The organism is Mucilaginibacter rubeus, from assembly GCF_003286415.2.
GTDB lineage: Bacteria > Bacteroidota > Bacteroidia > Sphingobacteriales > Sphingobacteriaceae > Mucilaginibacter > Mucilaginibacter rubeus_A.
Genome location: NZ_CP043450.1, coordinates 5,932,081 through 5,951,988, shown reverse-complemented (window position 1 = coordinate 5,951,988; position 19,908 = coordinate 5,932,081). Strand labels below are relative to the sequence as shown.

Genomic DNA, 19,908 nt, shown 5'->3' with positions numbered 1-19,908 from the left:
TTTGTTAATTATACAGATTGTTACAAAGGCATTTTAAAAGCGTAAACGGTTTAAGGAAAACTTTGTAAGTTTAACAAACCAATCATTAAACCTATTTAAATGAAACGCATCCTTTTACTTCCGCTTTTGCTGCTGGTAAGTTCTGTTTTTGCTCAAAATAAAAACCTTGATGTTGTGGCTATCGATGCAGGCAAAGTATCTGGTTTCGCCAATCAGGCTGGCGATGTGCATATTTATAAAGGAATCCCCTTTGCAGCACCACCTGTTGGCGATTTACGCTGGAAAGCACCTCAACCGGTAAAGGCTTGGGATGGCGTAAAAAAATGTACCGAATTTGCTGCCAGCCCCATGCAGGGTAAGCCTGATGCATTTGGTGTGTACACACGGGAGTTCCTGATTCCTTACGAACCTATCAGTGAAGATTGCCTTTATTTAAACGTATGGACTGCCGCTAAAACATCCGCAGAAAAACGACCTGTATTGGTATATATTTATGGTGGAGGATTTGTAAGCGGCGGCGCGGGTGTGCCTATTTATGATGGCGAAGCGATGGCAAAAAAAGGGATCATATTTGTGGTTATCAATTACCGCGTAGGGATCTTCGGTTTCTTTGCCCATCCTGAATTAACAAAGGAGTCGCCGCACCATGCCTCAGGAAATTATGGTTTGATGGATCAGCTGGCCGCACTTAAATGGGTAAAGCAAAACATAGCTGCCTTTGGCGGCGATCCGGATAAGGTTACTATCGCTGGCCAGTCGGCAGGTTCCATGAGTGTAAATTGTTTGGTGGCATCACCATTAGGAAAAGGCCTGTTTAACGGTGCTATAGCCGAAAGCGGGGCCAGCTTTATCAGTCCGCGTGGATACGGCGGCTTGAAAGAAGCGGAAGAAAACGGCATAAAAACGGCAACTACATTAGGTGCAAGTTCTCTTGCGGAATTGAGAAACAAACCTGCTACCGAACTGGTTGGCAAAGGCCAAAGCCGCCCGGTTATTGACGGTTATGTTTTACCGGAAAGTATTGCCGATATTTTTAATGAGCATAAGCAAAATGATGTACCTATACTTACCGGGTGGAATGAAGATGATGCCTTTGTTGGCCCGCCAAAAACGGCCGAAGATTATAAGAAAATGATAAGCACTCAATACGGTGCCGATGCCGATGAACTTTTAAAATTGTACCCGGCAGGTTCGGATCAGGAAGCAGCGACTTCTCAAACCCGGATCAACCGCGATCAGATTTTCGGGATGCAGAATTATACCTGGGCCAATGTACAAAGCGAAAAAGCGAAATCGAAAATTTATGTTTACCGTTTTACCCGCCGCTTGCCGGCCACTGCAGATTTTGTTAAATATGGCGCTTTCCATACCAGCGAGGTGGCTTATGCTTATGATAACCTTAAATTCCTGAACCGCCCATGGGAGCCTGTTGATCAGCAATTGGCCAATACCATGAGCACCTATTGGGCAAATTTTGCTAAAACCGGTAACCCTAATGGGAAAGGTGTACCAACATGGCCTGCCTATACAACAAGCGATAATAAAATTATGATCCTGGGCGAAAAACCGCTGGCCGGGCCATTGTCTGATAAGGCAGCTTTGGATTTTATGGTGAAGCGGGCAAACGGAAAATAGTTTTTAGCAAAGGGTTTCGGGATAACTTGAACAGCGTGAAAAATGTGGTAATTGTAAGTTGGCATATTAATGCCTAACTTTCTGATCTATACATCGCTGATGAAAAGATATTTGTTAAGCCTAACCCTTTCCCTGATAATAACCGCCGCTTACAGTCAGCACAAGGCAGTTGATAGGGTGATTGACTCCTGTATCAAAAAACGAAATTTTAACGGGGCGATTTTAATAGCCAAAAATGGCAAGCCTGATTATTTAAAATATACGGGTTTAGCTAACCGGCATTATAATATTAACTTTTCTCCCAAAACAAGGTTCCAGATTTTTTCTGTTACCAAAACGTTTACAGCCGTGCTCATTATGCAGCTATATGAGCAGGGTAAGATCAACCTTGACTCAACTATATCGGCCTACTATCCCGAATATAAAGGAGAAGCTTCACATAAAGTAACCATCCGGAATTTGCTTACTTATAGCAGCGGGAGGTATTTAAAAGAAATGGATCCTAAATTTATTCCTGAAGCTTATGATCAGAATTTATGGCCTGTAGATACCTTCATTAACAAGTATTGCTCCGAAAAACTGATTGATACACCGGGAACGAAATTCAATTACAGCAATGGCGATTTTATTTTGCTGGGCAGGATCATTGAGAAAATTTACAATCAGCCGTTTGACGTTGTTTTACGGGATAAGATCCTGATCCCCCTTAAAATGAATAATACCAATTACCTGCACCATGAGGATATTGTTGCTGATCTTGATGAAGGCTATTACAACAAAGCGGGCAGTGTGGATTCCTTAATTATGCCTACTTACCACTATATCGATAATCATTTCTCGGCAGGGGCCATGTATTCAACGCCGCACGACCTGCTTATTTTTGACCAGGCCATATTTAATCACACCTTGTTAAAGAAAGCCACTGTTGATTTAATGCTGACGTCGTATCCCAAGCTTGGCGATGTGGCCTTTGGCTTTTGGGTATATCCGCGAAAGATTGGAAAAACAAATACCATTTTTGCCGAGCGGCAGGGCGGTGGATACGGTAACGAATCAAACTGGGTGCATTTGATCAACAAAGGCGTAACCCTTATCCTGCTATCCAACACAGAAACGGCCGATCTGAATAAAATGCGTTTAGATATTCTGGATGCTTATCTAAATTATAAATGAAATTAGAAAGAGCCATACGGAGCTTTAAAAACTCCGTATGGCTGAATCAGAGCAGGCTTTAAATAAGGGGCAACTTTATAACCTTAACCGGGTTGCCCCGCTCAAGCGAGTGATGCTCCTGCCACTGGCTTTGCTGATGGCCCATAAGTTTACCGGTTTGAAGCGCGGTTATCCTTTCCTGAAGCCTTGTCAAACACAATTTTTTGTTTTGTAATTGCGAACGGCTATCCATAACCACCACCTGTATACCGGTAGGTTTGTGGATACCGCGTACGGCTGTTTCAACCTTATTTACATTTTGCCCGCCCGGTCCCGATGACCGGATGGTTTCAAATACCACATCTGCAGGATCAAAACCTCTTTGTTCCGGAATATCGAATACTTCAACACCTACAAACCAGTTTTTACGTTTATGCGCGGGTCGATAGGGGCTTTGCGCTGTCCATTGTATGGTGCCTTGCCATTCTTTTATCAGGCTCTCCAGGTGGTTACTTTCAGCTATTAAAGTAGACGACAAAAGAGTGCCTTTTTGCGGTCCCGGTTTATCTTCAGCTATAGCTATGCTTATGTTTTGTGCCTTTGCGTGTTTCATGAGCAGGTCTCTAACCTGCACTACGACAAGGCAGCATTCCGCCGGACCTTTGCCGGCGGTTATTTGTATGATCTTCTTCATTATTCTTTATCCATTCTTACTATACGCGGGTAAAACTTACCCTGTACTTCAATTAATTGTTGTTGGGCAGCTATCACCGTTTCTATGTTTTTATAGGCCAATGGATTTTCTTCCAGACTGCCGCCTATCAGTGTTACACCTGCATCTGCCAACATTTTTTTAACTGCTGAGCCTGTTGTACTTTCCCGTGCCTCCTTACGGCTCATGGCCCTGCCCGCGCCGTGCGATGCAGAGTATAAGGCACTATCATTTCCTTTGCCCATTACTAAATAAGCGGGAGTAGCCATGCTGCCGGGAATAATACCCAGTTCACCAACATGGGCCGGTGTAGCTCCCTTACGATGGATAATTGCCTCAGTCCCGTTTGCTAATATATCTTTCCAGGCAAAATTGTGGTGGTTTTCAACTTTGGCCAGAGCTTTTAAACCCAGTGCCTTTAGCAAATTAGCATGGATACGGTCATGACATGCCTTTGCGTAATCGCCTGCGAGGTTCATGCTTAGCCAATATTCTTGACCGGCTTCTGTATCAAGATCAAGCCAGGCCAGCGGCTGTGCTTCGCGCGGAAGTTTGCAGGTTTCCATAGCTATCTGTGTATAATGCCGGGCGATATTGGCCCCCAAGCCACGACTGCCCGAATGTGACAGCAAAGCCAGGTATTGCTTGGGTGGAAGCCCGAGGGCATTGCATTCGTAAATCTCCATCAGCCCAAACTCCACAAAATGATTTCCACTGCCAGATGAGCCTAATTGTTTAACTGCTTTGCCATGCAGCTTTTTTAGCAAAGGTGTTTGATGGAATTGGGGGCTGTCAAGCACTTCGTGATCTTGAGAAGTGGTTAAACCTCCATCAATACCAAAATGTGTATGGTCATTTATAGCTTGTTTTATTTGATGGGCATAACGGTTTAAAAATCGTTCATCGGCATCAATAATGGATAGGGCCATCCGACAGCCGATATCCATGCCTACACCATAAGGGATCACCGCGTTTTTAGCGGCGAGTACACCGCCGATGGGCAGGCCATAGCCGCTATGTGCGTCGGGCATCAATGCTCCCTGTAAGCTAATCGGTAGCTTAAGTGCAAGTTCCATCTGTTTTATGGCGGATGGTTCAATGTCTGCTTCGCCGAAAATGTTTAACGGCGCGTGTTGATCTTTTAATTCGTAAGATGTGCTTATCGCTTCGTGTATATTGCTGATAAATGTTTCGGCTATTTTTCCGGTTATTTCATTGTTCAGAAAAGAATCCGGTTGCAGCGGGATACTGGTTAATAAATTAATTGCCTCTGCTTTGCTGTAATGCTTAAAGTGTTTGGCTATCATATTCACGGCGAGGCTACGCTGTTTGTTGTCAGTGTAGCCTATCTGTGTTAATTCTTTTGTTTTTAAATTGCCCATGAGGGTATTGTTAATAGGCGGAGTATGCCTCTTTTAAAGAGTACTTCGGTTTGTTTTTAAATTCGTTAATGTATTTGGGCTGTTCGAAAAAATTCTCTTCCAATATTTGTAGACAGCAAATCATGTATGTCCATCGGACTTTACGTGTTTAATTCTTTAAAATCTGTTGTGATTTTTAAAAAATCATCCCCGGGTTAGGGATATACCCATTTTGAAATTGCAGTTAAAGCCGTTAACGCGTAAATCCGCAGACAAACAAAACCAATCACCGGTTAAACACACCGGCAAAAACATTTAAATAAAGACACAAGGATTGTTGTCCACCTGTTAAAGGTGATGCATTAATGGGATATGTATGAGATACTCTGTAGCATAGTCCTTAAAATATTAAAGGGTTAACAATTAAGGAATTGGTACAAAGATGCAAATATTTTTTGATTGAGGAGTGTTTGGATAAATAAAAAGCGTCATTGCGAGGTACGAAGCAATCCCAAACTGTACAGGGTGGACCTGCTAATCGGGGATTGCTTCGTACCTCGCAATGACGCTCGGTTGGGCTTTAAACGCTCTCTACAATATAAACTTAGTGCTCAGGAAATTGGAATCGTTGTCATTCACAATTTCGTTGATGATGTTTTTATTGGTTTCGGTCATTTTGGTGGTAACCAGCGAGCGGATAGAGAACGACCTTAAGGCATCATGCACCGAAAGGGTTCCCTCGGCACTGTCCTTACGGCCGGTGAATGGGAATACGTCCGGGCCACGCTGGCATTGGCTGTTGATGTTTACACGGCTCACCAGGTTCACAAACGGATCTATCAGCGATGAAATTTCTTTAGCATCATTACTGAAAATACTCACCTGCATGCCATGCGGCGAATCTATCTGGTACGTGATAGGTTCCTCGATATCCTCAAACGGAATAACCGGGATCACCGGGCCAAACTGTTCTTCGCGGTACAGCTTCATGTTTTCGTTAACCGGGTATACAATGGCCGGGAAAAAGAACGAAGCGGATGTTTCGCCGCCATTTTCGTTAATCACTTTTGCACCGTTGGCTAATGCATCGTTTACAATATCGGTTAAATAGGCAGGTTTATGCGGCTCAGGGAGTGGCGTAAGTTTTACGTCTTTTTCCCATGGCAAACCGAACTTAAGTTTGGCGACAGCTTCGCTTAACAGTTTTAAAAACTCGTCGGCGACTTCTTTATGTACAAATATTACTTTAATGGCCGTACAACGCTGGCCGTTAAATGATAGCGAACCTAAAATACATTCGCTTACCGCTTGCGGCAGGTCGGCGTGTTTGGTTACAATGGCCGCGTTTTTGGCATCCAGGCTTAAAACGGCCCTTAAACGGTTAATTTTAGGGTGACGTTTTTTCAGATCGTTAGCCACTTTGCTCGAACCGATGAAAGCCAGCACGTTCACCTTGCCCGATGCCATTAAGCCTGGGGTTACGACAGCACCGCGACCATAAATGGTATTCACCACACCTTTAGGGAACGATTCCTGGAATGCTTTTAATAATGGGTAATGCAGCAGCGTACCATGTTTAGGTGGTTTAAATAAAATGGTATTGCCCATGATCAGTGCGGGGATCAGGGTAGTGAAAGTTTCGTTCAGCGGGTAGTTGAACGGGCCCATACAAAGTACCACACCTAAAGGCGAGCGACGGATCTGCGCTACCAACCCTTCGGCCATTTCAAAGCGAGACGACTGGCGGTCGATATCCTTCAATGCATCGATAGTGGCATTGATGTACTCGATGGTACGGTCAAATTCTTTAGCCGAATCGGCATATGATTTACCGATTTCCCACATCAGGAGTTTAACTACCAGTGTACGCTGTTCGCTCATTTTGTAAATGAAGCGTTCCATGCATTTAATACGGTCGGCAATGCTCATGGTTGGCCATTCGCCGCGGCCATTGTCATAGGCTTCAAGGGCTGCATCCAAAGCTTCAAATGCTTCTTTTTCGGTGCAAACGGGGTAGGTGCCAATCAGCTTGCGGTTAAAAGTGCCATCCTCGGCCCAAAAGCCAACCGGCGAGTAAACTTCGCTTACTTCGCCGCTCCATGGTTTCATTTCGCCACCGCTCAGGTATTCGCGCTGGTGTACTTCTTCAATCTGAAATTCGGGGGGAATATTATTTTCATCAACAAAAATTGAACTGAGCTGGGTTTTAAAACTCATATTTTTTCAAGGGTTTGATTCCCCTAAGATAAAAAAAGCCTGCTTTAACAAGCAAGCTTTTATGTGCTAATAATGTTTACTGATTTTATTGTAGCACAAAGGGGGCATTTTCAAAACTCCCCTCTTGAGAGGGGGCGCGGTGAAAATGAGCGGGAGCAGGGGTGTGTTTATACGATTAGCTTATCAAAGCAGAAACACACCCCTGCGCCCCTCTCAAGAGGGGAATCGCACGGGCCCCGTTTTTATATTGATTTATCACGCCGTTTGCTTAACCAAAACCATTCCGGCGTAATAATATACACCATCCCTGAAATCGCCTTCGGCGGTGAAGCCGGTATCGTCAAGGTATTCAACGTGGTTGCCTAACACACTATAGTAGCCTGAGTAGGCATTTTGTTTATCGCCGCGGGCTTCGGTGTAACGGCCGTTGGGCAAAAATTCGTGACGGATCAGCCCATCGCGGGTAGCCCATACACCTATATAATGATTTGAATTTATTGTTGTATTGCTGTTGAAAGCGTTAGTTCTTTCCATGTTGCTAATTCGTTTTGAACGAATGCCAGCTTTTTCTCAACCAAGCCGTAAGCATCCTCGCCTAAAAATAAATTAAGGGGCGGGTTAGCTTCGTTAGTTATGCTGATCATGGCCGCGGCTGCTTTTTCAGGGTCGCCGGCCTGTTGCTGGTCCATATCGTTTTGGTGAAAATTTACTGTGTCCCGTACATTCTGATAGTCTGCTATCTGGTTTTGAGGTACTGCCAATGAACCTGCCGACAGAAAGTTTGTCCTGAAATAACCCGGCTGCACAATGGTGACCTTTATGCCAAATGGCGCTACTTCGGCCGATAATGTTTCGGAGAAACCATTAACGGCAAACTTGGTGGCGCAATAAATACCGCCGCCTGCAAACGCACCGGTAAAGCCACCTATTGACGAAACGTTTAAAATATGACCTGATTTTTGAGCACGCAGATAAGGCAGCGCCTTGCGGATCACATTTAATGAGCCAAATACGTTGATTTCAAAGTTATCACGGGCTTCGCGGTCGGTCAGTTCCTCAATGCCGCCCAATAAGCCGTATCCGGCATTGTTGACAACTACATCAATTTTTCCGAAGGTTTTTACCGCGAGCTCAACGGCTTCCTGTACACTGTCTTCGTTGGTTAAATTAACGGCAAGCGGTAAAAACTGCTCACTGTTTGCGTCAACTGCTTTACTCAAATCGCTTAAATTGCGTGATGTGGCGGCTACCTTATAGCCCTCATTTAATAGTCGTTTGACTAAGGCAAGTCCCAGTCCCTTAGAGGCCCCGGTGACAAACCATACTTTGTTGTTTTCCACAGTTTTGTATGTTGATAGATTTTGTTTTTACTGATTTGTTACGCTTTTGGCGATTGTTTTTGATTTTCGCTTATTTTGATGGAAAAGATGGTCCGGATTAACATTATCGGGTTTGGCCGAGCGGGCGTACCACAACTTCGTTAACGGTAATATTGTCCGGCTGACTTATCGCGTAGATCACCGCGTTGGCAATAGCTTCTTCATCAAGCTTGGGCATATTGGTCAGGTTACCATAGAGGCCTTTTATCTTCGGGCTGGTAATGTCATGACCTAACTCCGATTTAGTAGCGCCCGGATATATGGTAGTTACTTTAATAGTTTGGGCAACTTCCTCGCGCAGGGTTTCCATAATGGCCTTAACCGCGAATTTGGTACCGCTGTACACACCAATACCTGGCGAAGTTTTTAAGCCACCTACCGATGACGTAGAAAGGATGTGCCCTTCGCCCCGTTGAAGCATATGTGGTAGCACGGCATTGATGCCATATAATACACCTTTAATGTTGATGTCTATCATTTTATCCCACTCATCCACATGGCCTTCTTCAAAAAAGGAAATGGGCATGATACCGGCATTATTCCACATCACATCAACATGGCCAAATTTGGCTATGGCTTGTTGAATAAGATTGTCGAGGTCGGTACGTTTGGCAACATCCGTAACTACATACATGGCATTTTCGCCAATTTCAGTAACCAGGGTTTTCAGCTGATCTTCGCGACGGGCAGCCAGAACCACTTTTGCTCCGAGCTGTGTCAGTTTACGGGCGGCAGATGCACCGATGCCACTGCTGGCACCGGTTATCACAATCACTTTATCTTTAATACTTTGCATTTTATTGTTTTTATATAGGTAGATATAGGGTAACGGAATAAAATTTAGAAATCGGTTGAGCAGGTTATATCCTGCCACTGGCGGATTTCATTGTGTAAAGTATCAAGCTTAGCTAAAGCGCGATTGTATGCATCACCACCTAATAAAAGGTATAATGGCGGGTTTTCTTCGTAAGCTACATTGATAATAGCGGTTGCCGCTTTTTCCGGATCGCCTGCCTGGTTGCCATCCATTTTAAGGTATTTGTTATGAATAGCGCGAACCTCTTTGTAATCATCAATTTTATTATCGGTGATTGAAAGTGAACCGGCAGTAAGGAAGCTGGTGCGGAAGGCGCCTGGTGCCACCACGGTAACTTTAATGCCCAGTTCTTTAACATCGGCGGCAAGTACTTCCGAAATGCCGATTACGGCATATTTCGATCCTGCATAAATTGCCCAGCCGGCGTTGCCGGTAATACCCGCGATGGATGAAATGTTGATGATATGGCCCGAGCGTTGTTTGCGCAGGTAAGGCATTACCGAGCGGATCACGTTCAGGGTGCCAAATACGTTTACGTCAAATGCCATACGGGTTTCGGCATCGCTAAGCTCTTCAATTGCGCCGCCTATACCATAACCTGCATTGTTGATCACTACATCGATACAGCCAAAGGCTTCATTGGTGTGTTGTAAAGCCAGCGACACGCTGCTTTCATTTGCCAGATCAACCTGTAGGGGTAAAAAATTATTGCTTGTTGTATTAACCGCTGTGGTTAATTCCTGTAAATTTCTGGAAGTAGCGGCAACAAGCTGTCCTGCTTCCAGTAGTTGTTTTACCAGGCTCAGGCCAAAGCCTTTCGAAGCCCCGGTAATAAACCATACTTTGTTGTTGTCCATAAAAGTTGTTTGCTTTGTTATTAAGATAGAACAAAGTTACAGCGACAACAAAGGGAGGACATTACATTAATCAAACCAAAGGTTACGAAATTCAAACATTTCGGAACGAGCTTGGCGTTTGCTGGGTTTGTTTCTTGAAAAAGTTATTGAAATGGGTGGGTTCTTCAAAGCCCAGGCAGTAACCAATTTCTGAAATGTTCCAGTCGGTATGCCTTAATAATGATTTGGCTTCGCTAAGCAACCTGTCGGCAATGTGATCGGTAGTGGTTTTGCCTGTAGTTTCGCGGATGGCCCTGTTCAGGTGGTTTACGTGTACCGAAAGTCGTTGCGCAAAGTCATTGGCCGAACGAAGCGCAAACCGCTGAGACGGAGTTTCAATAGGGAATTGCCGCTCCAGCAGCTCGGTAAATACCGACGTGATGCGTGATTTGGCATCAACATGCTTATATACGTTTTCAGAAGGTTCTGTCTTTAACGCGTAGTATGCCAGCTCGGTAACATAGTTACGGATCAGATCATATTTAAAAGCATATTCGGTATTGATCTCGGTAAGCATCTTTTGGAAAAGACCTGTCACATAGGCATCCTGCTCTTCATTTAAAGCATAAACGGGCTTAGCATTGATGCCAAACATCGGGAACTCGCTCAAGCCTGTCCTGAATTTCTCCAGAAAAAACTCTTCGGTAAAAATACAGAAGAAACCGGTGCGGTCGTCAGACATGTGCTCAAAGGTATATGGCACCATCGGACTAAAGAACATCAGCGTAGAGCCTGAAAGCGTAATGCTTTTATCGGCATAGTGAATGATATTATCGCCACGCATCAGGCTGATCTTATAAAAGGTACGGCGGCTGTAAGTTACCTGCTTTGCATTGGGGCCAATGCAGTCTTCAATCCTGAACACGTTAAAGTGACCAATGCTTTGTTGCAGGTTATTGGGTAACCAGTTTACCTTTCTTTGATAAAAATCTTCAAGTGTTTCTGCTTTCGACATAAAAACAAAGTTACAAAAATCAAACCGGGTGTCAAGTAGTAGGATGGGGATAAGGTAAGTATGACAGAATGGTGTATAAAAAATAAAAGCCTCCCAACCTTGCGTCGGGAGACTTTCAACCTAAACCTTATCACAATTAAACCGGTAAGTTTACCAGTTCGTTGTCTGTATTACAATCACTGTGCCAAAACCAAAAACTTTTTAAAATTTTTGTTAATGTATCAACAAGGATACATTAACAATAGGTTAAAGGAGAGTTTACTTTACAAAAAGTGTATAACTAAGTGTCAAAAAGACACTCTTGCGATATTTGGCATTACAGAAAAGTGAACACTTTATGCCTCTTTTGCAGCTTTTTTTCTACGCAGGTAACTGTCAGTTAAAAATAGCGCCAAAATTACATCAAACACGAAAAAACTTTTCATTAAAGTGCTGTTGAAGATACTGCTTGCCGAAGGTAATTTAACGTTTGAAGGTAGTTTAAGATCTAAACCACTGAATAAATTGCCCGAAATTTTGATGCTCGAGAGGGTTATACCAAGTAAAATCAGGATGCTCAATACGAAAAATGCAGCTATCCCTAATATTATTTTTTTATTAATAGTTGATTTTAATGGCGCTAACTGCTCGGCCCTGATGGCCTCCATTACATTATAACTGAATGCCATCGACGGTTCGTCAAGATCCATGTCGGCAAATTCCTGGTTTAGCTCAAGCAGTTCTGTGTACTTTTGTTTGTACAAAGCATCTTCTTCAATAAGCCGGGCAATGGCTTCCTGCTCTGCTGGAGTACAGGTACCATCAATATAGTTCCAAAGTTTTTCTTCGATGGTGTTCATATCAGTTCTTTCACCTCGTGTTTTAAATTGCGCTCCAGCTTTTCTTTCAAACGCTGGCGTGCTCTAAATAGTTTAACCTTAACGGTATTTGTTTCAATACCCATTGTTTGGGCAATCTCCTCTAATGATTGCTCGCCCTTGTAAAACAGGGTAATAATGGTGGCGTCATCGGGTAGTAATTGCTCAATCGCCTGGTTCAGGTAGTATGACCGTGATTTATTTTCTACATTATTGGTATCGTATGCCGATTCGTGGCTTTCAACCTGTACAAATGTGCCCTCATCATCAATCGAATCGGTGTCTACCCGTTTCTTTCTTAAAAATGTCATGGCTGTAGTATAAACTATACTATACAACCACGTTGTAAATTTCGACTGCCCCTGGAACGATGCCAGCGAGCGGTAGGCTTTCACAAAACAATCTTGTGCAATTTCTTCAGCATCTTCCCGGCCTTTGGCAAAGCGCATAGCCAGCGTAAAAACAAAACGCTGGTGCCGCTTAACCAAATCTGCATAGGCAAATTGGTTACCCGCCAGGGTTTGCTCAATAAGTTCGATATCTGAAAGCTTGCTTTGCATTATATAACCGCTGTGACTACGCGTTTGCAGATTGGGTTACACCTGTATGTAAATATAATTTATTTTGATGGGAATAGGGAGGGGGCTATTATAGGGTGTTTAGGATAGATGTTCAGAAGATAAAAGAAATGTCATTGCGAGGAGGAACGACGAAGCAATCGCACGGAAGCATGACCGCCCTGTATAGTATGCGATTGCCACGCTTCGCTTCGGCAATGACATATTTTTACTTATATCCTCCAGCCCGTTAATCATTTATAGGCGTTCCCGTCAGCTGACGGGCCGGGCTTTACGCTCATACTGCGCAGGCTTTATCCCTCAGCTGACGGACGGTATCCGCTTCTATCCCTAACGCAAATTGCGGTTTCATTGATGACACGTATTCTAAATACACTCCTTTATTCGTAACATAAGCCAAAACTTTCCATCTCATAATTTTGTACTTTTACATTTAATATAAAGGGACATTGCACGTTGATGGATGAGAACAGGTTAAATATTTTGAATGAGTCTAACAGGATGCTCAGCAAGCTTCAGTTGCTGTCGGTATTTTTTGAAGAGGACCTCATTTACAAGATCTACCTGCGTACCCAGGTTATTCATAAGCTTTTTGAAACCAATCCCGAGATCGATATCAATAAGCTGGAGCTTTTCCATGTACAGTTTACAACCAGTCTGGTAGACCTGCTCCGGAAGATCAAAAAGAACAATGAAAACAATGTGAGCCTTGTGCTTGATGAGATCCAGCTTACCAAAGAGATGATTGATAAGATGGACGACAACATGCTCACCGAGCAGGATTTTAAGATTGACCGGCAAAGGCAGGCGCTGAAGGTAAACCTTTCGCTGCGGAAACTTTACCAGGTGCTTTCTGATAACTCATCCGATTATCCGTTCTCAAAAAATATCAACGCGTTTAGTCTGCGCTACGGTTCCGATTTCTTTTACAACATAACGCCGGAACTATATAACGAATTGGTGCAGTACAACTATAACGATACCTATCACAATACCAACGCTATTATTCAGCGTAAATTGATGGGTGTATTATTAAAACGCGAGTTCCGTACCGAGTTTTACTGCGGACTGAAAGCCGGAAACCTGATACTGGAGGTGTATAAGTTTATGGATGAAGACCGCTACTTTTTGTTTTCGCCTGCCAATAATTTATTCCTATTTTGCGACGTAACAAAGCTTTCGGGCGTAGAGAATAATAGTAGTCTGTCTAAAAAGGAAAAACTGGCGCATGAACTGCAGGATAAAATAGATAAGCTGCAAAGTGATGTTGTAACCATGAAATCATACATGCCGGCCGAAATAAAATCCCTGTTAGCCGAAAACTATAAAAAAATAGCCGACATCAACTTTTTACAAAGCCTGAGCGATGTTGATGTGCAGGCCAATATTTTAAAAGCAATGCTTAATACCGATATCATATAATTTATGGAGTTTTTACATTACATCCTCGGCCCCGACCTGAAGGCCGGTGTCCTGATCATTTTAAACCTGATTGTTATCGAGAGCTTGCTCTCTGTTGATAATGCTGCCGTACTGGCAACCATGGTGCTCGACCTGCCTCCGCACCAACGGAAAAAGGCCTTACGCTATGGCATCATGGGCGCATACATTCTGCGCGGTGTTTGTTTGTTTTTAGCTGCCTGGCTGGTATCTGTTTGGTGGTTAAAACCACTTGGCGGCTTGTACCTCATCTATTTATGCTTTAACTATTTTAAAGGGAAATTATCTGCCGGTGATGGCGATGGCGAAGAGGAATCTGTTGATAAAAATAAAAACTGGCTTTACCGCTCAACCGTTGGCTTGATTGGTAATTTGTGGGCAACTATAGCTTTGGTTGAGTTGATGGATCTTGCCTTCTCTATAGATAACGTTTTTGCCGCGGTGGCTTTCACCGATCATAAAATGTTGATCTATATAGGCGTGTTCATCGGCATCCTGGCTATGCGTTTTGTGGCTCAGGCTTTTGTTAAATTGATGGAGAAATTTACTTTCCTGGAAACTGTAGCTTTTATAGTGATTGGTGTGTTGGGGATTAAACTGTCATCATCATTATATGTTCACTTTTTCCCGGAAGCCGGCTTTTCAAAACTAATGGAAGGCGAAAGCGCTGATATTTTCACTTCGGTGTTTACCGTAGCTATATTTATTATCCCTGTACTTACCTCGTTGTTGTTCAACTTCCCTAAAAGGCATACCATTGAGCCTGAAGTTGCCGAAGCTGCCGAGGATGTATTGGATAAACAGTAGCGTTCAGTTGGCAGTTTTGAGTTTGCAGTTAATAATAAAAAAAGCAGGGATCTGTGCGATTCCCCTCTCGAGAGGGGCGGAGGGGTGTGTTTAACCAAGCGAAAACAACGCAGAAGAAACACACCCCAGCTATCACTCATTTCTATCGCGCCCCCTCTCAAGAGGGGAGTAGGAACTTCGCTCTTTCAGAGTAATTAAATTGATTATTATTAAACAAATGTTCTTAAATAAAACAATAGCGTCCATTTTCGGCATTGGTTTTTTAAAAGGTGGGGGTACTTATGCCGCCATTGTTACCTGTGGCTTTATCTGGTTGCTGTGGCAAAGTCCGGCCTTGCAAAACCCCTGGTATTTGCTGGCTATTACCATATTTATTACCGCGCTTGGTGTTTATGTTGGCAACAAAGTTGAACCAGATTGGGGTGAGGATAGTTCGCGCGTGGTAATTGACGAAGTTGCCGGGATGCTGATAGCTATGCTTTTTATTCCTGCTAATTTGTACTTCCTTTTAGCCGGACTGGTGTTATTCCGCTTTTTTGATATAGTTAAGCCACTTGGCGTGCGTAAAATGGAAGACCTTGGCGGTGGCTTAGGTGTAATGATGGATGATGTGCTGGCCGGCGTTTACTCCAATATCCTGCTTTGGGTAGGATATTTTGTGTGGATGAAGTTTGGAGTCCATTAATTACCAACGTGTTACGCCGTCGTCCCGAACTTGTTTCGGGATCCCACATGCAGATCAAACTATGCATGCTGCTCAGTATGTGAGTTGCTGAGACAAGTTCAGCATGACGGTTATTATAGATAAATATCCCCCTCTATTCCTGTAACAAACACAGCCCTTCCCCGTCTTATTTATGTGTAGACAAATTTTACAATATCACCTCGATAAAACATCTACCTTAGATTAAATGTTTAATTGCCGGTTTGTCACCGGCCAATACCTGCAATGCCGCGTAAAACCCAATAGGCGATACAGGTTTCACCTAAAAATAACACATACTAAAATGGCTATTAACTTACAAAAAGGGCAGAAAATAGATATCGGCCTTTCAAAAATGACAGTTGGTTTGGGCTGGAACCCAAACGAAGGTACTGGTTATGATTTCGATCTTGACGTATCGGCCATCATGATCGATGCTAACCGATTGGTACCGCAGGATGAATTTTTTGTTTTCTATAATAATGTCGATTCGCCCGAAGAATCGGTTCACCATACCGGAGATGATCCAACAGGCGGTAACAGTGATGGCGGCGACGATGAATCTATCATAGTAGACCTGACTAAAGTTGACGCTCGCATTCAGGAGATCCTGTTTGTGGTAACTATTCACGAAGCGCAGGCACGCCGTCAAAATTTTGGTCAGGTGCGTGATTCGTACATTCGTATATTAGATAACCAAACAGGTGCCGAGGTTTGTAAATACGAGTTGGGCGAAGATTTTTCTATCGAAACGGCTATCGAATTTGGCAGATTATACAAACGTGGCGGCGCATGGAAATTTGAGGCATCGGGCGTTGGTTATAAAGAGGACCTGGCCTTCTTTTTAAGTAAATATTTCAAAGGGCAAATAATCAAATAAGGCAATGGCTATAAATTTGGTAAAAGGTCAAACTATCGACCTGCGTAAAAATGATAAAGGCGAAAGTTTCGACCTGTCGTCGGTTACTATTGGTTTAGGCTGGGATGTGCGTAAAACGCACGGCGGCGGCTTTTTAGGCAAGCTGTTCGGTGGGGGCGAAGAAGCTGAATACGACTTGGATGCGATAGCGTTTTTGTTAGATAAAAATGGTAAAGTAGCCAATCGTGGTTATGCCAAGCAAACGGCTAATGGGCGCACCATTAATATGTTTGAAGGTGATGTGATCTACTTTAACTCTATGCGCCATCCATCGGGCCATATTTGGTTAACGGGAGATAACCGTACCGGGGCAGGAGATGGTGACGATGAGCAGATCATCGTAAAGCTTGATTCGCTCGACCCGAAATATGATCGTATCCTGTTCCTGGTAGCTATTTACCAGGGCCGCAAAAATAACCAGCACTTTGGTATGGTAGAAAACGCTTTCATCCGCGCGGTTGATAGTCACGGCAAAGAGATCGCTAAATTCAGTCTTTCTGGTGATTCAACTTATAACGGCATGTGTTCCATGACCTTCGCCGAAGTTTACCGTAAAGACGGCACCTGGAAGTTCCGTGCTATTGGCGATCCGCATACAACTGATAGTCTTTCGGAGTTGTTAAAAGGCTATTAATATAAAACCATGTCATTGCGAGAAACGAAGCAATCGCACGGAAGCAAAGCCGCTCTGTATAGTATGCGATTGCCACGCTTCGCTCGCAATGACATGGTGGTTATTTATTCATCTCCCTAAAAAAATAAATGTACCAGCATTATTCATTTGACCTGTGGCTTACGCTGATCAAATCAAATCCGTACTTTAAGATAGAACGTACCAAGGTTTTTCACCGGGATTTTAATCCGGCGGGTAAAAGTATCGATGACGTTGCAAGGGCTTTCCGCCAGGTTGACCTGATGTGTAATGCCGTGAACGAGCGCACCGGCAAAAATATCGATGCTGATGAAATGTATCTGATGGTGATCAGCACCATCAATGATAACCAGTATCCGCTTGCCGATGTTAATATTGATAAGCTATATGCCGATATGGAAACGTTGCTGTTCTATTACCTGCCGGTGCTTTACTCGCCTGTAACAATTGAGGTGCTACAGCATCTAAAACAAAAAGGCGATTGCTCATTGAGTATATTAAGCAATACGGGTTTTATAAAGGGGCAGACGCTTCGCAAGGTGATGGTTAAGCTGGGCTTAGATGTTTTTTTTAATTTCCAGATCTATTCGGACGAGGAAGGGATGTCGAAGCCTAACCGGGAATTGTTTAACCTGATGGTGCAAAAAGTTAAAGATTGTAATAAACCAAAGCAAATAGACCCATCGGGTATTATACATATAGGCGATAACCCGGCCGCAGATATAGCAGGGGCTAATGATGCAGGCCTCAACAGCCTGCTCATCAATTCAAACAACTTATCTATTTTAACCTTATTAAGTTTATGAAAGCTACCTACTCTTTACATCACATCAACAGCGCTACTCATTTCGGTTTTGATGCGGATGATTACAGTCGCTTTAAATTTGGCGATGCTGAAGTATCCCGCTATTTCGGTACCGACCTGGCCGATGGCTTCATTAATGAAGTCCTTGCCAAACAGCCAATAGAGAAACAGATCGTAGTGATATCAAGCCCGTACTCGTTTATTCCTACGGCTACTTTTGCCATGAAAAATCATTTTGTGTGCAGACTTAACCGCTGGCAGGCCCATCATGGTTACCCTGTAGTGCAGGAAACCAAAGTACATCGTACCATAACCTATAAGGAAGATTATGGCGAACTGGATGCCGAGCAAAGGATTAATTTGATCGGTAACGATTCGTTTCATATTGATAAGGATTTTTTGATCGGCAAAACGCTGCTGTTTTTGGATGATATCAAGATAACCGGAAGCCATGAGCGCATGATCATGAAAATGGTAGATGAGTATGGCTTACAGAACGACATTTACATGCTGTACTTTGCCGAACTGGTGAACAAAAACATTCATCCTAATATTGAGAACTATCTCAATTATCATCATGTCAAAAACATCTTTCATTTAAATGATATCATTAATGGAGCCGATTTTTGTATCAACACCCGCATAGTGAAGTACATCTTAAATTATGATCATGAAAGTTTTTGCATTTTTATACACGATCAAGAAAGCAATTTCATAAACTTGTTATATGATATGGCTTTGGGTAATGGTTATCACACCATTGAAGCCTATGCGCCTAACTTAAACTTTATTAAACAAAACCTATTAATAAACAACAATAAACTAATTCAGCATGGCAATTAACTTGCAAAAAGGCCAACGGGAAACCATTGGTGCCCCTAAATTTACTATAGGCCTTGGTTGGGATACAAACAGCTCATCAACAGGCTCGGCCTTTGACCTCGACGCTTCGGTGTTCATCATGGGCGATAACAAAAAAATACTGGCCGACGAATTTTTCGTTTTCTATAATAATCCAAAATCTCCGGATGGTGCCGTGGAGCACACCGGCGATAACCTGACTGGTGCCGGCGATGGCGACGATGAGCAGATCATTGTTGACTTGTCAAAAATTGATTCGCGTGCTACCGAAATTTGCATTGTGGTAACTATCCATGAAGCCGAAAGCCGCCGCCAGAATTTTGGGCAGGTACGTAACTCTTTCGTTCGTATTTTTGATTCGGCTACCAATGTCGATATTTTGAAATACGAGCTGGAAGAAGATTTTTCGATAGAAACCGCCGTTGAGTTTGGCCGCATCTACAAAAAAGATAATAACTGGAAATTTGAAGCTGTAGGAGCTGGCATGAAAGGTGGCTTGCAGGATTATTTAAACAAATACAACTAAAAATTATGGCTATTAATCTTCAAAAAGGGCAGCGTATCAGCCTTGAAAAAAGTAACGGCAGCAAATTGCAGAATGTATGCGTTGGTATAAACTGGGGTGCTATCGAAAAGAAAGGCCTGTTTGGTTTTGGTACCACAAAAGAAGCGGTTGACCTTGATGCCAGCTGTATTTTATATGATGAAAGCAAACGCCTGGTTGATGTGATCTACTTTGGTAACCTGCGTTCAAAAGATCATTCTGTAAGGCACAGCGGTGATGATTTAACCGGCGATATGGCTGGTAACGACGGGTTGGACAACGAAGTGATCACGGTAGATTTTGGTACTTTGAGCCCAACTGTTACCTATGTGGCCTTTGTTTTAAACAGTTTCCGCGGGCAGGATTTTGGTACTATCCCTTTTGCCTCTATCCGTATTTATGAAGGTACGCCAACCCGGGTTAACGAGATCTTCGCTACCTATGATATTGCGCATAGCAAGGATTTTGCTGGCCATGTATCTATGGTGATGGGCGTGTTTTACAAAAAGAACGGCGAGTGGAAATTTAATGCCATTGGTGAGCCAACGCGCGACCGCAAGCTGGAAGAAACCGTGAAAACCGTAACTGCAACCTATTTATAATAGTTTAAAGTCATTT

21 protein-coding genes are annotated in these 19,908 nt (G+C 43.3%); 11 read left to right on the top strand and 10 right to left on the bottom strand.

All coding sequences use genetic code 11. The annotated features are described in order from the left end of the window. Positions 1 to 99 precede the first annotated feature (99 nt). Both DEO27_RS23765 and DEO27_RS23760 read left to right on the top strand, forming a co-directional pair. The gene (locus DEO27_RS23765; RefSeq protein ID WP_112574444.1) at positions 100 to 1,635 is read left to right on the top strand and encodes a carboxylesterase/lipase family protein; all 1,536 of its coding nucleotides are present in this window, start codon (positions 100 to 102) and stop codon (positions 1,633 to 1,635) included. 99 nt (positions 1,636 to 1,734) lie between these two features. Continuing rightward, positions 1,735 to 2,808: a serine hydrolase domain-containing protein gene (locus DEO27_RS23760; RefSeq protein ID WP_190295214.1), complete on the top strand. Its 1,074-nt coding sequence runs from the start codon at positions 1,735 to 1,737 to the stop codon at positions 2,806 to 2,808. A gap of 58 nt (positions 2,809 to 2,866) precedes the next feature. Here DEO27_RS23760 and prfH read toward each other — a convergent pair whose 3' ends face one another. The 10 genes from prfH to DEO27_RS23710 form a co-directional block, all read right to left on the bottom strand. Then, positions 2,867 to 3,481 carry a peptide chain release factor H gene (prfH, locus tag DEO27_RS23755; protein ID WP_223818036.1) on the bottom strand — a complete coding sequence of 205 codons (615 nt, stop codon included), beginning with the start codon at positions 3,479 to 3,481 and terminating at the stop codon, positions 2,867 to 2,869. After that, positions 3,481 to 4,881 (bottom strand): RtcB family protein, encoded by a 1,401-nt coding sequence (locus DEO27_RS23750; RefSeq protein ID WP_112574446.1) that lies wholly within the window; start codon positions 4,879 to 4,881, stop codon positions 3,481 to 3,483. Before DEO27_RS23750 ends, prfH begins: the two co-directional genes overlap by 1 nt. Before the next feature lie 570 nt (positions 4,882 to 5,451). Further along, the gene (locus tag DEO27_RS23745) at positions 5,452 to 7,077 is read right to left on the bottom strand and encodes an NADP-dependent glyceraldehyde-3-phosphate dehydrogenase (protein WP_112574447.1); all 1,626 of its coding nucleotides are present in this window, start codon (positions 7,075 to 7,077) and stop codon (positions 5,452 to 5,454) included. A 255-nt stretch (positions 7,078 to 7,332) separates the two neighbouring features. After that, positions 7,333 to 7,611 carry an Atu4866 domain-containing protein gene (locus tag DEO27_RS23740; protein WP_112574448.1) on the bottom strand — a complete coding sequence of 93 codons (279 nt, stop codon included), beginning with the start codon at positions 7,609 to 7,611 and terminating at the stop codon, positions 7,333 to 7,335. Then, complete coding sequence (locus DEO27_RS23735) at positions 7,572 to 8,417, bottom strand: oxidoreductase (RefSeq protein WP_112574449.1); 846 nt, start codon at positions 8,415 to 8,417, stop codon at positions 7,572 to 7,574. Before DEO27_RS23735 ends, DEO27_RS23740 begins: the two co-directional genes overlap by 40 nt. 103 nt (positions 8,418 to 8,520) lie before the next feature. After that, entirely contained in the window at positions 8,521 to 9,252 is a 732-nt protein-coding gene (locus DEO27_RS23730) for an SDR family oxidoreductase (protein WP_112574478.1), read from the bottom strand. Between the two features lie 44 nt (positions 9,253 to 9,296). Next, positions 9,297 to 10,130, bottom strand: a complete 834-nt coding sequence (locus tag DEO27_RS23725; protein WP_112574450.1) for an oxidoreductase — start codon at positions 10,128 to 10,130, stop codon at positions 9,297 to 9,299. Between the two features lie 91 nt (positions 10,131 to 10,221). Next, positions 10,222 to 11,124: a helix-turn-helix domain-containing protein gene (locus tag DEO27_RS23720; RefSeq protein ID WP_112574451.1), complete on the bottom strand. Its 903-nt coding sequence runs from the start codon at positions 11,122 to 11,124 to the stop codon at positions 10,222 to 10,224. Positions 11,125 to 11,459: 335 nt separating this feature from the next. Next, complete coding sequence (locus DEO27_RS23715) at positions 11,460 to 11,963, bottom strand: hypothetical protein (protein ID WP_112574452.1); 504 nt, start codon at positions 11,961 to 11,963, stop codon at positions 11,460 to 11,462. Then, the gene (locus DEO27_RS23710) at positions 11,960 to 12,541 is read right to left on the bottom strand and encodes an RNA polymerase sigma factor (RefSeq protein ID WP_112574453.1); all 582 of its coding nucleotides are present in this window, start codon (positions 12,539 to 12,541) and stop codon (positions 11,960 to 11,962) included. Before DEO27_RS23710 ends, DEO27_RS23715 begins: the two co-directional genes overlap by 4 nt. 477 nt (positions 12,542 to 13,018) lie before the next feature. Here DEO27_RS23710 and DEO27_RS23705 point away from each other — a divergent pair, with 477 nt between their 5' ends. The 9 genes from DEO27_RS23705 to DEO27_RS23665 all read left to right on the top strand — a co-directional run bounded on the left by DEO27_RS23705 (position 13,019) and on the right by DEO27_RS23665 (position 19,892). Next, positions 13,019 to 13,981 carry a hypothetical protein gene (locus DEO27_RS23705; RefSeq protein ID WP_112574454.1) on the top strand — a complete coding sequence of 321 codons (963 nt, stop codon included), beginning with the start codon at positions 13,019 to 13,021 and terminating at the stop codon, positions 13,979 to 13,981. A 3-nt stretch (positions 13,982 to 13,984) separates the two neighbouring features. Then, entirely contained in the window at positions 13,985 to 14,806 is an 822-nt protein-coding gene (locus DEO27_RS23700; protein WP_112574455.1) for a TerC family protein, read from the top strand. 217 nt (positions 14,807 to 15,023) lie between these two features. Then, positions 15,024 to 15,491: a phosphatidylglycerophosphatase A gene (locus DEO27_RS23695; protein WP_112574456.1), complete on the top strand. Its 468-nt coding sequence runs from the start codon at positions 15,024 to 15,026 to the stop codon at positions 15,489 to 15,491. Positions 15,492 to 15,813: 322 nt separating this feature from the next. Then, the gene (locus DEO27_RS23690; RefSeq protein WP_112574457.1) at positions 15,814 to 16,389 is read left to right on the top strand and encodes a TerD family protein; all 576 of its coding nucleotides are present in this window, start codon (positions 15,814 to 15,816) and stop codon (positions 16,387 to 16,389) included. 4 nt (positions 16,390 to 16,393) lie between these two features. Continuing rightward, positions 16,394 to 17,062: a TerD family protein gene (locus DEO27_RS23685; protein WP_112574458.1), complete on the top strand. Its 669-nt coding sequence runs from the start codon at positions 16,394 to 16,396 to the stop codon at positions 17,060 to 17,062. Between the two features lie 128 nt (positions 17,063 to 17,190). Next, positions 17,191 to 17,886, top strand: a complete 696-nt coding sequence (locus tag DEO27_RS23680) for an HAD family hydrolase (protein WP_112574459.1) — start codon at positions 17,191 to 17,193, stop codon at positions 17,884 to 17,886. Further along, positions 17,883 to 18,728 (top strand): phosphoribosyltransferase family protein, encoded by an 846-nt coding sequence (locus DEO27_RS23675; protein ID WP_112574460.1) that lies wholly within the window; start codon positions 17,883 to 17,885, stop codon positions 18,726 to 18,728. Before DEO27_RS23680 ends, DEO27_RS23675 begins: the two co-directional genes overlap by 4 nt. Then, the gene (locus tag DEO27_RS23670) at positions 18,718 to 19,272 is read left to right on the top strand and encodes a TerD family protein (protein ID WP_112574461.1); all 555 of its coding nucleotides are present in this window, start codon (positions 18,718 to 18,720) and stop codon (positions 19,270 to 19,272) included. Before DEO27_RS23675 ends, DEO27_RS23670 begins: the two co-directional genes overlap by 11 nt. Positions 19,273 to 19,277: 5 nt before the next feature. Beyond that, complete coding sequence (locus DEO27_RS23665) at positions 19,278 to 19,892, top strand: TerD family protein (protein ID WP_112574462.1); 615 nt, start codon at positions 19,278 to 19,280, stop codon at positions 19,890 to 19,892. Positions 19,893 to 19,908 lie beyond the last annotated feature (16 nt).

What these genes read in the sequence shown, in the direction of transcription:
- DEO27_RS23670 (WP_112574461.1), top strand. Translation starts at nt 18,718, where the DNA reads ATGGCAATTAACTTGCAAAAAGGCCAACGGGAAACCATTGGTGCCCCT.
- DEO27_RS23710 (WP_112574453.1), bottom strand. Translation starts at nt 12,541, where the DNA reads ATGCAAAGCAAGCTTTCAGATATCGAACTTATTGAGCAAACCCTGGCG.
- DEO27_RS23680 (WP_112574459.1), top strand. Translation starts at nt 17,191, where the DNA reads ATGTACCAGCATTATTCATTTGACCTGTGGCTTACGCTGATCAAATCA.
- DEO27_RS23715 (WP_112574452.1), bottom strand. Translation starts at nt 11,963, where the DNA reads ATGAACACCATCGAAGAAAAACTTTGGAACTATATTGATGGTACCTGT.
- prfH (WP_223818036.1), bottom strand. Translation starts at nt 3,481, where the DNA reads ATGAAGAAGATCATACAAATAACCGCCGGCAAAGGTCCGGCGGAATGC.
- DEO27_RS23765 (WP_112574444.1), top strand. Translation starts at nt 100, where the DNA reads ATGAAACGCATCCTTTTACTTCCGCTTTTGCTGCTGGTAAGTTCTGTT.
- DEO27_RS23705 (WP_112574454.1), top strand. Translation starts at nt 13,019, where the DNA reads ATGGATGAGAACAGGTTAAATATTTTGAATGAGTCTAACAGGATGCTC.
- DEO27_RS23760 (WP_190295214.1), top strand. Translation starts at nt 1,735, where the DNA reads ATGAAAAGATATTTGTTAAGCCTAACCCTTTCCCTGATAATAACCGCC.
- DEO27_RS23675 (WP_112574460.1), top strand. Translation starts at nt 17,883, where the DNA reads ATGAAAGCTACCTACTCTTTACATCACATCAACAGCGCTACTCATTTC.
- DEO27_RS23695 (WP_112574456.1), top strand. Translation starts at nt 15,024, where the DNA reads ATGTTCTTAAATAAAACAATAGCGTCCATTTTCGGCATTGGTTTTTTA.
- DEO27_RS23730 (WP_112574478.1), bottom strand. Translation starts at nt 9,252, where the DNA reads ATGCAAAGTATTAAAGATAAAGTGATTGTGATAACCGGTGCCAGCAGT.
- DEO27_RS23725 (WP_112574450.1), bottom strand. Translation starts at nt 10,130, where the DNA reads ATGGACAACAACAAAGTATGGTTTATTACCGGGGCTTCGAAAGGCTTT.
- DEO27_RS23745 (WP_112574447.1), bottom strand. Translation starts at nt 7,077, where the DNA reads ATGAGTTTTAAAACCCAGCTCAGTTCAATTTTTGTTGATGAAAATAAT.
- DEO27_RS23750 (WP_112574446.1), bottom strand. Translation starts at nt 4,881, where the DNA reads ATGGGCAATTTAAAAACAAAAGAATTAACACAGATAGGCTACACTGAC.
- DEO27_RS23740 (WP_112574448.1), bottom strand. Translation starts at nt 7,611, where the DNA reads ATGGAAAGAACTAACGCTTTCAACAGCAATACAACAATAAATTCAAAT.
- DEO27_RS23720 (WP_112574451.1), bottom strand. Translation starts at nt 11,124, where the DNA reads ATGTCGAAAGCAGAAACACTTGAAGATTTTTATCAAAGAAAGGTAAAC.
- DEO27_RS23685 (WP_112574458.1), top strand. Translation starts at nt 16,394, where the DNA reads ATGGCTATAAATTTGGTAAAAGGTCAAACTATCGACCTGCGTAAAAAT.
- DEO27_RS23700 (WP_112574455.1), top strand. Translation starts at nt 13,985, where the DNA reads ATGGAGTTTTTACATTACATCCTCGGCCCCGACCTGAAGGCCGGTGTC.
- DEO27_RS23690 (WP_112574457.1), top strand. Translation starts at nt 15,814, where the DNA reads ATGGCTATTAACTTACAAAAAGGGCAGAAAATAGATATCGGCCTTTCA.
- DEO27_RS23665 (WP_112574462.1), top strand. Translation starts at nt 19,278, where the DNA reads ATGGCTATTAATCTTCAAAAAGGGCAGCGTATCAGCCTTGAAAAAAGT.